This window comes from Mycoplasma sp. 6243, assembly GCF_051200785.1.
Classification (GTDB): Bacteria; Bacillota_I; Bacilli_A; order Mycoplasmatales; family Metamycoplasmataceae; genus Mycoplasmopsis.
This window is the reverse complement of the sequence record NZ_CP195154.1, coordinates 467,417-480,147: the sequence shown is the minus strand read 5'-3', so window position 1 is coordinate 480,147 and position 12,731 is coordinate 467,417. Positions and strand designations below refer to the sequence as shown.

General features: G+C 26.3%; 12 protein-coding genes. 8 read left to right on the top strand and 4 right to left on the bottom strand.

Going from position 1 to position 12,731, the window contains the following annotated elements; all coding sequences use genetic code 4:
- Nucleotides 1–130: 130 nt before the first annotated feature.
- Nucleotides 131–1,387: an Mbov_0400 family ICE element protein gene (locus tag ACR82Z_RS02085; RefSeq protein ID WP_435130498.1), complete on the bottom strand. Its 1,257-nt coding sequence runs from the start codon at nt 1,385–1,387 to the stop codon at nt 131–133.
- A gap of 158 nt (nt 1,388–1,545) precedes the next feature.
- Between ACR82Z_RS02085 and ACR82Z_RS02080 the strand changes: the two genes are divergently transcribed.
- Nucleotides 1,546–2,937, top strand: coding sequence for a DUF2179 domain-containing protein (locus tag ACR82Z_RS02080; protein ID WP_435130497.1), 1,392 nt, complete (start codon nt 1,546–1,548; stop codon nt 2,935–2,937).
- A gap of 247 nt (nt 2,938–3,184) precedes the next feature.
- Here ACR82Z_RS02080 and ACR82Z_RS02075 read toward each other — a convergent pair whose 3' ends face one another.
- The 3 genes from ACR82Z_RS02075 to ACR82Z_RS02065 are packed head-to-tail and all read right to left on the bottom strand — an operon-like array spanning nt 3,185 to nt 5,985.
- A complete protein-coding gene (locus ACR82Z_RS02075; RefSeq protein WP_435130496.1) occupies nt 3,185–4,129 on the bottom strand; it encodes a hypothetical protein in 945 nt (314 codons plus the stop codon).
- On the bottom strand, nt 4,117–5,166 hold the full coding sequence (locus tag ACR82Z_RS02070; RefSeq protein ID WP_435130494.1) for a hypothetical protein: 1,050 nt from the start codon (nt 5,164–5,166) through the stop codon (nt 4,117–4,119). Before ACR82Z_RS02070 ends, ACR82Z_RS02075 begins: the two co-directional genes overlap by 13 nt.
- 30 nt (nt 5,167–5,196) lie before the next feature.
- The gene (locus tag ACR82Z_RS02065) at nt 5,197–5,985 is read right to left on the bottom strand and encodes a DNA-methyltransferase (protein WP_435130492.1); all 789 of its coding nucleotides are present in this window, start codon (nt 5,983–5,985) and stop codon (nt 5,197–5,199) included.
- Nucleotides 5,986–6,135: 150 nt separating this feature from the next.
- Between ACR82Z_RS02065 and ACR82Z_RS02060 the strand changes: the two genes are divergently transcribed.
- The 7 genes from ACR82Z_RS02060 to ACR82Z_RS02030 all read left to right on the top strand — a co-directional run bounded on the left by ACR82Z_RS02060 (nt 6,136) and on the right by ACR82Z_RS02030 (nt 12,603).
- A complete protein-coding gene (locus ACR82Z_RS02060) occupies nt 6,136–7,356 on the top strand; it encodes a class I tRNA ligase family protein (protein WP_435130490.1) in 1,221 nt (406 codons plus the stop codon).
- Nucleotides 7,357–7,371: 15 nt separating this feature from the next.
- Nucleotides 7,372–8,094, top strand: coding sequence for a 23S rRNA (guanosine(2251)-2'-O)-methyltransferase RlmB (gene rlmB / locus ACR82Z_RS02055; protein WP_435130488.1), 723 nt, complete (start codon nt 7,372–7,374; stop codon nt 8,092–8,094).
- Complete coding sequence (locus ACR82Z_RS02050) at nt 8,084–8,677, top strand: hypothetical protein (RefSeq protein WP_435130486.1); 594 nt, start codon at nt 8,084–8,086, stop codon at nt 8,675–8,677. The genes rlmB and ACR82Z_RS02050 overlap by 11 nt, the downstream gene beginning before the upstream one ends.
- Before the next feature lie 65 nt (nt 8,678–8,742).
- On the top strand, nt 8,743–9,864 hold the full coding sequence (locus ACR82Z_RS02045) for a M42 family peptidase (protein ID WP_435130484.1): 1,122 nt from the start codon (nt 8,743–8,745) through the stop codon (nt 9,862–9,864).
- Between the two features lie 16 nt (nt 9,865–9,880).
- Nucleotides 9,881–10,117 (top strand): YneF family protein, encoded by a 237-nt coding sequence (locus ACR82Z_RS02040; protein WP_435130482.1) that lies wholly within the window; start codon nt 9,881–9,883, stop codon nt 10,115–10,117.
- A gap of 15 nt (nt 10,118–10,132) precedes the next feature.
- Entirely contained in the window at nt 10,133–11,920 is a 1,788-nt protein-coding gene (locus ACR82Z_RS02035; RefSeq protein ID WP_435130480.1) for a potassium transporter TrkG, read from the top strand.
- Between the two features lie 8 nt (nt 11,921–11,928).
- Entirely contained in the window at nt 11,929–12,603 is a 675-nt protein-coding gene (locus tag ACR82Z_RS02030; protein ID WP_435130478.1) for a potassium channel family protein, read from the top strand.
- The last annotated feature ends 128 nt before the right edge of the window (nt 12,604–12,731 follow it).

Sequence of the window (12,731 nt, the reverse complement as noted above, 5' to 3'; positions counted from 1 at the left end):
TTATATAAATATATCGAATTATTTTATATACACGATATTATTATTATATCAAAATTTTATATATAAGATTTAGTGAATTTATTATTTTTTTATCTATTTTAAGGAAATATTTTCAATTGAAATTTAAAACTTACATAACTATACCGCTATCTTCTTCAATAACTAAGTCATTCTCTTGTTTATTATCAACATCTGAATTTTCATCATTATCTGATTTACTTTCTTTATCTATATTTTTAACAATTTTAACATTTATTTCATTCTTAGTCTCTTTCGCATCTTCATTTAATGAAGATATATTAGGATTAAGAATATCATTAAAAACGATATTTATTTTGTCATTAAAATTTTCATTAAATATGTTAATTACATCGATATCTGCTTTATTAATATCATAATTACTATCATTTTCATAATCTGCTCAATAATTTTTATATTTATTCTTTATATCTAGTTCATTAAAAATACATTCTCTTATTTGCTGCATCTTTAATCCATCTAAATTATTATCATAATAGTCTTTTATATCAATTTTTGCTTGTAAACCTATTCTAATTTGCTGCATTTGATCGTATTCTCATTTTGAATCCAAATATTTATCAACATCAACTGATGCTTGTAAACCTAAATAAATTTGTTCAAGTTGCCTTGGTGAATATTTGTTAAAATCAAGTTTTTTATCTTCAAGAAATTGTGGATAATCCTTTTTTAAAAAAGATTTAAACTTTTCAAATAAATGATGTTTTTGAATTATTTCAGTATATGTTGTGTATATTCCACCAGCTAAATCATCAAGTTCTAAAATAGTATCTGGATAATTTTTATTATTTAGAATTTTGTTTATTTGTCATTTAGCAGAATTAAGATATTTATATCCATCTGGTTTTATTTGTAATTCAGAATAATTTCTTCATAAAAACTCTTTATGTGAATATTTAGTTTGTGTATGAATTTTATTTTTGTTGATATTTATATAACTAAGTGAAACATAAGGTGGATTTTTAGTTAAGTTTTGATAAATTTTATTATAAATACTTTTGATATCATTAATATCAAAATAATTTGTATTTAAAAATATTACTGAATCTTTATCAAAAACTTTATATAGATCTTGTTTATTTATATGAAAAATTTGTGTTGTATCAATATAACTTACTTTATTATTTAACATCTTTGAATTAGTTATTTCAACTTCGTAATTATATTTAAATCTCTTTTTATTATCAAAATCAGATGCACTACGAGCAGAAACATAATAATATTCATTATCTTGATAATTTTTAAAAAATATTACAGGATGCTTACCAATATTAATTCCTAAGCGATTATATGTTATTGAATATTTTGGCATTACTAATTTCATTAAAATATCTTTTTCTCTCATCATATTCCTTTATCACTTAATATCTAAACTATATTTGATATAATTATAAAACTAAAATTGAGTTAGATAAATGTCTAATTTTTAGTTAAAAAGAATATAATTATTCTAATAAAAAACTTAACAAGAATTTGTTATTTTTTTACTATGTAAAAGGAGGTTTGATGCAAGAAAACAAAAATGATTCGTTAGAAACTCAAAAAGAAAATGTAACAAATGAAACCAACATTTGTGATCCAATTTTTGAAGAAACCAAAAAAGCCGAAAATGATAATAGTTTAATTTCAAAAATATCACGAAAAACACTTACATTAGAAATTGGAGAAATTCTAGCAGGAACCAGCGAAAGAAAAACTCGCTTAGTTAAAAAAAATACCATTTATAAAAGAACCAAAATGGCAAATTTCGGATTGAAACTAAGTTTGCTTTATTCACAAAAACCTTTTTGAAAACTTGTTTTAATTACAATTGCTGCTGCTGTCTTTTTTGGTGTTATTTCGGTTTTTTTAGTTAAAAATGTCGGAATTTATAACTTTGGATTAGCAACTTTTGGACAAGCTTTATCAAAACTTTTAATTGTTTTGCTTCCAAAAGGAAGTGTTACACTAGGAATTCGCAACTTTTTAGATCAATTTGTCTTTTGATTAGCTTATATTATCCTAAGCATACCGATATTTATTTTTGGTTATAAAAAAATAGGTAAATTATTTACGAATTTAACGGTAATTTTTTTAGTTGTTTCTTCATTAGTTTCCTTTGGATTAGGATTTATTCATAATATTGGTTCAATCTACTTAATTGGTGATTTTTCAAATGCTGAAATTAAAAAATCACTTTCTGAATGACAGCAACCATTAAGCGGGATAATCCCACTAACCTGAAAAGATGGAGGAAATATTATTGCATTATTTGTTTTTGCTATTATATACGGATTTTTACTTGCATGAATTTTTGCAATTATTCAGATAATCGGTGGAACTGCTGGAGTTACAGGGATTATTGGTGAATGATATGCAAATACTAAGCAAAAATCATTTGGTTCTATTTCTGGTAATATTAACATTATAATTGTTTTAATTGGTGTGTTAATTGGTTCATGATTGCCTGGTTCACTACTTTTGGAAGCAGCATCAAAATCAGGTAATATTTCTGGTCATGAACTTGCTCAAATAAACTCCTTAAAGTGATCATTTCAATTATATTTATCTCCAAATTTTGTTGCAACAATCTTAACAAATATTGTCTATATCATTGTTTTAAATAAGTTGTATCCAAAATTTAAGTTAGTCCGTGTTGAAATTTACTCACTCAAAAAAGCATTAGAAATCGCTCAAATCATTAAAGTTGACCGTAAAATTGTTACAGGTGTAAGTTTGTTTAAAGCACAAGGCGGTTATTCAAATGAATTATTAGATGTTGTTACATCAATTACATTGTTTAGACAAGTAAATCGAATTATAAAAGATGTCCGAAAAATAGATAGCGATGCATTTATAGCAATATCCGATGTTACCAGCATCGATGGACACATTTTCTTACCACAAAACAAATTTTAAAAAACCAAGTTTCCTTGGTTTTTTTGTATCATCATATTATTTGCTACTAGCAAAAGGACATAAATGAATAACTTTACACAATTTGAGAATTATTTTTTACCTTGGGGGTACAAGGCTATATAATTATAATTAAAGTATTTGAAAATATTAAATATTTACAAATAAAATTAACTTTTTTATTCTATGAATAAAATTATTTCCACATTTGTTCCATTTTTTTAATTTAAAATACTTTTAAATGTATTTCTTACTCATTTCTCTCTATATCATTTAAAATTTGATTAAAAATATCTATTATCAATGAATGAGGTATTGCAGAAGCGGGTCCTGCTTCACATATTTGTTCATTTACCATTTTATTTTTTTGAACAGGTGTTTTATATCTTTGCACAAAATCCATTGCGCCCATACCACTTTTGACTTTACGAGCCTTAATCATCCGATTTAATGAAGCCAATCCTAACATCCTACTATCCAAATCCCGTCTAAGTTTAATGTTGTGATCATCTTTTAATACATAATACTTTTCACCATTAATTTCTTGTATCGTATAAGGTGGGTCAATTCTTCCTTTTTTTAAAGTTAATTTTAAATTGCTATAAAAATAAGTTGCTTTAGTTGTTAGAAAGCCATATTTTCCATAACTTGCTTCGTTAAAGTAATGATTTTCATTGTGAAAATCTTTACGGTTAAATTGTATATATTTTCACATCATTGATTGTTTAGGATTTTCGAGATAAAAATATTTTGGTTTATAAAACTTTATTAATTCAATTGTATTATTTAAACATTTTTCACCCAGACGTTTGATAAAAAGTTGCACATCTGCCTTTAAATTTTTAGTAAAACCACCCTTTAATCTTTCAAATTCTTCTATACTGCGTTCTAAAACATAATCCTTAGTTTCATTTAGCTTTCAAAAAGGAGTTCCTCCACCTTTCATTGCTAAAACACAACTGAAACTTTGACATAATGGACTAGCAACGATAATATCAGGTCTAGGATATTTTCAAAATAATTGCACTATATTATCTGATGCTAAATCTAATTTATAATGGTTGTTTCTAGTAGGTTCAGTAATATCTCATGTATATATTTCAAATTTGTCTTTTAAATATTTATCTTCATTTATTGCATTAAATACCGAGTTTTGACCACCACCAAATAAATCCCAGACAATTAATTTCTTCATAATTCATCCGTATAAATTTCAAATAATTTTTTTATTTCTTTGATATCAGTATTTTTGATAATAAAACTATCAAAATCACTTTGTATATTTTTATTAAATAAATTGTTATAAAGCGAATTAATTATTTTAAAGCTAAGTTCTTTTTTAATAGATTCTTTCGAAGAACCTTTATGAATCCCTGTATGACAAGCAGCACACAATGGAATTAAATTTGTGCTACTATGAATCATATTTCAATCAATTATTTCACCTTTATCCTTAAAATACTTAATAAAATATCATTTTGGAACAATATGATGAATATCTACATAAGATAAACCGTAATTATTTAATTTATCTATATCAATGTTTTCACCAAGTGGGCATTTATAGTCATAATTTGAGCTTATCAAGGCACATTTATAATTTCAAAAACTTCTAATTTTTAAGACTTCATTTTGGTTTATTTTTGGACCTTTGTTTATAAGTGAATTTTGAATTTTCATATTTTCAGAATATGGATTAAAATTCATCTTATTAACTGTTTCTTTAAAATTATCAAAAATTTCTTCATCAAAGTCATTCGATGTTACATAGTATAAATATTTTATTTTTGATTGCTTATTTTTCTTAATTCAATAAGGCAAAATTACATCCGAATTTAATGGTAGTATCTTATTTTTTAAATCACTATATTCCATTAAAATAAATGAATTTGATACAGATACTTGTTTGTTATAACCAAAAAATGATTTACTCATAAAAACTAAGTAAACATCTTTATTTTCACGGTATCCAGCTACTAAAATAGAATCTTTTTTATTTATCACATCATCTAAAAACGAATCATTTCTTAACCTTATTTTGTTAGGCTGATAAATATTACAAAAAGATGTAAAGTGTATATAATACAATGATTTTTGATTCATATTTTTGAATTTTGATAACTGGTATCCTAAATTAGATAAATAACTAAATAACCTTGTCTTTTTAAAATCTTCTAATGGTATTTGTGATTTAGATAAATTTTTATAAACCACTTGATAATTCTTTTGCATATAATCCTTATAAGTTATAAATTATAACAATTATTTTTGCTGCTGCTTGTTTAAATCTAGTAATTTTATGTTTATTTTCATAACATATTCTGAATCTAACTCACATCCTATGAAATTTCTATTTAATTCTTTTGCTACAAATGATGTTACACCGCTACCACTAAATAAATCTAGAACAAGATCTCCCGGATTAGAACTTGCTTTTATTATTCTTTCAATCATTGTTTTCGGCTTCGGTGTTGGATGATTAGTCTTTACTACTTTACCATTAACTTTATTTGTTAGTCTTACTGACGGAATTTCTCAAATATCAGTACATAATTTACCATTCGGATTAGGTGTTCATCGTTTTCCGTTTTTAATTATCCCTTTGTTTTTAGCATTAAAAAGTCGCTTCTTTGAAAGATATTCGGTTCTTATATCATTATAATTGAATGTATATTTATTAGATTTTGTTAGGAATGTAATTGTCTCTTGATTATTAACATATTTTTTCTTACTTGGTGAAAAACCATCTTTTTTATATCAAATAATATTATTTTTAAATAACATCCCTTTGTTAATTAAATAAACTAAAATGAAAGCAGAATTATATGAATTATTGAACAAATATATGCTTGCTGTATCTTTTAATTTCTTAACTGCTAAATCTAATCAAGAATACATAAATTCAAAATATTCCTGATTAGATTCAAATTTATCTCAACTGCTTTTATTTAAATTATAAGGTGGATCTGCAATGATTAAATCAACTGAGTTATCTTCTAAATTCTTTAAAAACTCAATAACATCCATCTGATACACTTTATTAACTTCCATATTACTCCTATAACTTTTATATTATAAATCTTATATATGAATATCTTCGCAAAACGTTTTATATATTGTTATTTTTGATGTTTTTGTTGAATAAATTCCATATTTTTTGTTCTTTAATTCTCTTCTTTTGAAAAACTATATAATAATCATATGCTAAAAATTTATGTTTGTGGGCCTACTGTATATAACGATGTGCATATTGGGAACCTTAGACCAATATTAACTATGGATCTTATTTTAAAAGCTGCCAGAGTATTAAATATCGACTTTAAATTTATACATAATATAACAGATATCGATGATAAAATCATTAATAGAGCTTTACAGGAAAATGTCAGCGAATCAGAAATAGCTACAAAGTATGCAACTTATTATTTAGATATTTTAAAAAAGTTAAAAGTTGACACAGTTTATCAATATGAATATGTTACAAAAAATTTGGATATTATTGAAGATTTTATAAAAAAAATGACAGTAAAAAATCATACATATATATCACAAAATTCATTATATTTTGATATAAAAAATAACTTATCACACTATGGTATAGTATCAAAACAAAAAATTGAACATATGATTTTTGATGAAAATCTTAGAGAACATAAAAGGTTTTATGCTGATTTTGCTTTATGAAAAACAACTGATAAAGGGATAAAATATCATTCATCTTTTGGAATTGGTAGGCCAGGTTGACATACTGAGTGTGCAGCTTTAGTTTATAAACATTTTAATAATGATGGACTCGATATCCATGGAGGCGGTATGGATTTGACATTTCCACATCATGAAAATGAAAATATCCAATATTTTGCAGTAACAGATAATGATATCACCAAAAAATGATTGCGAACTGGACAAATTAATTTAAAAGGACAAAAGATGTCTAAATCATTACAAAATTTTATTTTAGCAAAAGATTTTTTGAATCAATATACAGGTGATTACTTAAAATTATTATTTTTACTAAATTCCTTTACAGCAAATATTAACATTGATGATAATGCAATAAACAATATCGAAATTTTGTTAAAGAAAATTAAGAAAATCTTCTTTTTAAAATACCTAAAAAATATTAAAAGTAACTATGATAAAGATAAATACAAAAATATTTTGCGACTTTTATATCAACAAAAATTTTCTGATTTTAATAAAAAGATTAATGATTTAATTAAAAACATTAATATCAATAAAAAAAGTAATGATATTAGTTTACTTACTGAAATTTTTAGTACCTTAAGATTTGATATCTGTGATTTTGATTATCTACCTTATGTCAAAATATATCATAAATGACAAGAACATCTGCAAAATAAAGACTACCAAAATGCAGATTTACTCAGAAATACCTTAATGGAACAAAAATTGGTCTAAATATGGACAAATGTTATGAAAAATTTTAAAGAAAATATGAAAGAATTAATAGTGTGTGGAAAAAACACCTTGCTCGATGCAATTGCTGCTAAATATAAATTTAAAAAAATATATTTATCTAAAGCAGAATACACTAAATTTATAAAAAACACTAACAATGTAGAAATAAAGGATAATGCTTTTTTAAATAATATAACCAAGGAAAACCACCAAGGTTTTATTGGTATATTAGATGGTTTTAATTATAAAGATATAGATCTTCTAATTAAAACCAAACCAAAATGTATTTTAATTTTAGATCATTTACAAGATCCACATAATTTTGGTGCAATCATTAGAACTGCTAATGCAGCCGGAATCAAAGACATTATTATTCCAAAAGAAAAAAGTGTTTTAATTAATTCTACCGTGTTAAAAGTTGCATCTGGTGGTTTTGTAAATATCAATTTTTACAAAGTATCTAGTCTTTCAGCAACAATTTTAAAACTACAAAAATTTGGGTATTGATCTTATGCTACCACCATAGATGCTAAGGCAATTCCACACACACAAATAAAATATAATAAACCAACTATTTTAGTTGTAGGAAATGAAGGAGATGGAGTTTCAAAAAGTGTTTTGTCAGTCTGCGATCAAAGCGTTTATATCAAACAATACGGAAGTGTACAATCTTTAAATGTTTCGGTTGCAACTGGTATTATCCTTTTTGATTATATCAGTAAATTAAATGAGAACTAAGTTTCAGATCAAAAATCTTGATTCAGAAGTTATTGAGTTTTTAAACTTGGATGAAAGCAAAAAACACATCACAAATAATCAGATTATTCAATCATTTATAAAGCAATACCAGCAAATTTTATTCGCTGTATGTCATAAAATCCAAAATGTATATTTTGATCATGTATTTAGTTTTGATGAGATATTAAATGCAGCATATTATGAACTATTGCAGATGTTAAAAACAAAACGCAATCAGCAGGACATCCCTTTTGCTAACTATTTTTGAAGTATGCTAAAGTATCGCATTATCAATTTTTTTAATGCTCATTATGGAAGTCAAAGTCGTTTTGAAAACAAGATTGGTAGACACAATATAAATTTCAATCGTTTGCAAAACAAACTTTTATGATATAAAAACTTTCAAGAAAGAAACAATAAAAACGAAGCATATGTAAAATTAATTTCAATTATGCATCTGTTAAATGAACAAGAAAGAAATTATTTACAAAACTTATTAAATAATAATAAAATGTATTATACAAATTCAAAACAAAAAGAAATTACAACAAACATCCGAGCAAAAATTACTGATTTCTTCTAAAAAAATAGTCCAATAATTATGGGCTATTTTTTAAAATTTGGTAGAATATATTACAAAAGGAAATTATGTCAGATCAAAGCAATAAACCATCTTATAATGTTACAGAACCAAGACAAAATGAATTTAAAAATAAATTAATTTCTTATATGCAAACTGATGCAATGTCGCGTTACGAAGAACCTGTTGCAAGTTTGCTTCGTAAAAATATTAGTAATAATTTTGAAGTATCTAGAGATAAATTTGGTTCAATTATTTTTTATAAAAAAGCAAGTAGCCCTAATGCTCCAAAAGTAATGATTGCTGCTCATATGGACGAAGTAGGATATTTAGTTCGTGATTTTACGAAAACTGGACAACTTCTTTTAACTCCAGTAGGCGGAATTTGAGCCTCTGTTGTTATTGGAACTAAAGCAAAATTAATCACTTCATCAAAACAAGAGTATATAGGTGTTTTTGGACATACCAGCATCCATATTATGGAAGCATCAAAAATTTCACAAGCTCTTACAAATAATGATTTATATGCAGATTTTGGTTTTTATTCGAAAGAACAAGCAATTGCTGCAGGAATTCAAATAGGGGATAGAGTTTATTTATCAGGTGAAACAATTTTGTTCAATGATACAAATTTAATTGGTGGAAAAGCAATGGATAATCGTGCAGGTGTAGCAGTTTTAGATGAAATTGCCTCACAGATAGCCAATTGTGATTTAGATGTAAATTTATATTTAGTAGGAACTGTACAAGAAGAAGTTGGAACCCGTGGTGCTCGAACATCAGTTTCAATTATTAACCCAGATATTGCAATTGCTCTTGATACTACATCTTCACATGATACATATGCAACTATACCAGGTAGCACCAAATTAAATGCAGGTGCTGCAATCCGTGTAAAAGATGGTGGAACCTTGATGGATCCGAAACTAATTGATGCATTTATAAAAATATCAAATAAATATCAAATTCCTACTTATAAATTTGTTGCTGCTGGTGGAGGAACTGATGCTAAGGAATTACAATTTGCTCCAGGTGGGGCATCTGTGTTAACAATTTCACTACCACAAAGATACTTACATAGTCCCATCGGGGTTTGTGCAATTTCTGATTTATTAGCTGCTAGTGATTTGATAGTTAATTTTCTTAAGGATTTTAATGATTCAGAATATCAAAAAATTAAGTATAATTAATTATTAAGGAGTAACAATGGTTGAAATGTCAACAGGAGCATTTGTTGGTATGATGATAGGTGTTATCATTTTTGTTATTTTTGTCGCTGCAGTTGTAACATTTATTGTTGCAAAAAAAATGTTTCAAAAACAACTTAAAGAAAATCCACCTATTACAGAAAAACAAATTCGAATAATGTTTAAACAAATGGGACGCACTGCTAGTGAATCACAAATTAGACAAATTATGCGTTCTATGCAATCTGATAAATAATCTCTAAGGAGTTACATGAGTTTTTGGTTTAAGGTTCGTAAATTCCTTAAGTCTTTAAAATTAGTTCAGCTATTTATAAAATTTTTAAACTGACGCAGAAATATTTCGCAATTAAAATATCTTTTAATTGTTTATTTTTTTGTAGTTTTGATTTTTAGTTTACTGCTTTGAAGTCCAATTACTCAAAAGACATATAATCATAATTGAACTTCATTTGATAATTATATCAATGCTTTATTTACAACAGCGAGTGCTTTTTCGGACACCGGATTAGTTGTCTATGATACTTTTTCACATTGAAATTATTTTGGTCAAGCGATTATTGCTATTTTAATTTTACTTGGTGGAATCGGGATATTTGCCTTAAAATTCTTTATTTTCAATTATTTATTAGGTAGACAAATCACATCAATTGGAAATGTGCAACTGCTCCAGCATGAACGCGGTAGTTCGGATGTTAATGTAACTATAAAATTAATTATATCTTCTTTGAAATTTTTATTAATTGTCATACTTATTTCAAGTATTTTAATGTCGATTTATTTTTATTACACTCCACCACAACAAACATTAGGAATTAAATCATATTTACAAACACAAGGTGCATATATAAATCCTTATAAAAACTGAGCACACTCATTTAGATTTGGTTTCTTTCACACAATTTCAGCAATCAATAATGCTGGTTTTGACATTATTTCTGGTAATTCAATCATGCCTTATTATCTTAATTTTGGATTACAAATATGATTTATCATCCTTTTTGTGATAGGTGGCTTAGGTTATCCAACAATATATGATATCCATCGCTATTTAAAACATAAAATCCGTAGATACCAAGGAAAACATCGCTTTAGTTTATTTACTAAAGTTTCAATTATTTCCTATATTTTAGTATTTTTAGTAGGTTTTATTTTAACAATTTCCTTTGAAGCAACATCTAAATCACAAAATACTATCTGAAATAAAGTTTATATCCCAGGAGCATATTATCAAGAATACAATAGTTGATTATCTGCAGTTAATAATAACCAAAAACTTCCACATCTTTTAAATATCACAAATTCAAATAATCTTAGCGATTCAGAATTAAAAATATACAAATTATTAAACACAAGTAAGGATAATCTTGAAAATTTAAAACATTATATTAATCAAGGTTATATGTACGGAAACAATTTTGATAAAACTTTTGCGATAATATTCACAACTTTTTCAACACGTTCTGCTGGTTTTTCAAGTGTGAATTTACGAGATTTTAGTGCAAGTTCAATTTTAATATGAACAGCTATGATGTTTATTGGTGCTGCACCATCATCAACAGGTGGTGGAATTCGAACAACAACATTTGCTGTCTTGCTAATGACTACCATCTCAGTTTTAATGGGTCGCAAACGAGTAAGAATGTTTAAACGTGCTATTGAACAAAAAACCGTCTTTATGGCTACACAAACTTTTATTTTAGCTTTTGTCTTAGTCTTTTTTGTCACTTTAATCACATTTACTTCCTTTGATGTTTCAGGTGGACACATCAGTACATCAAATATGGTGCAAACTGGTTCAGATTTATCAAAACCTTATTATGATCCAATGCATATCATTTTTGAGGTTTCTAGTGCTTTTGGAACTACTGGATTAAGCACAGGAATAACTAAAGATCTCAATGTTGCTTCAAAACTTGCATTAATATTAACAATGTTTATCGGTCAATTCGGTGTTTCATCTACCTTGTTGGTATGAAAACGTAAGAAATCAAAAGATCGCAGTTATGAATACATCGATGCTGATCTAGCAATCGGTTAGGAGAAAATATGAAATTTAAACAAAGCGATGACATCGCTGTTATCGGGTTAGGTCGCTTCGGACAGGCCGTTGTTGAAGAGTTAATTAAATTAGGTAAGCAAATTACAATTATCGATACCGACTCAGAACGGTTAAAACTTTATGAAGATGATGCACAAAGACTTATAGTAGGTGATGCTGCAGAAACAAAATTGCTAAAAGCAATTGGTGTAGAAAAAATCGGAACAATCGTTGTTGCTGTCCCTGATAACATTGAAATCATTGCAGCCTTATTAGAATTAAAAGTTAAAAACATTATCGCTCGCGCTGTAAGTCGTCGTCATGCAAGAGTGCTAAGACAAATTGGTGTTAGTGCAATTTTGCGGCCTGAACAAGAAGCCGGAATCCGTGCTGCATTAATTGCATCAAATGAAAAATTTATTTTATATAGCAAGAATCTACAAGAACTCGGTGATGGTTTTGTGTTAGGTAACTCTGTAATTAAAAACAAAAGTATTTGTAATATACCAATTCGAGATCTAAATTTAAACAAATGAGAAATAACAATCGTGTTAATTAAAACCCAACAAAAGAAAATTAGACCAACAGCTGATACTGTCTTACATGAAAATGATACAGTTACTGTTATCGGTGAAATAGAAAATGTTACTGCTGCCTTTGAATGATTTAATAACCAAAACTAAAATTATTTTCCACATTGATAAAATGTGGAAAATTTTTTCACAAATTTTTAACACCTATTTTTAAATATACATAAAAATAGGTGTTTTCTTTTGTTTTAGTCAAAACAAAATTGATTAAGAAACTAAAA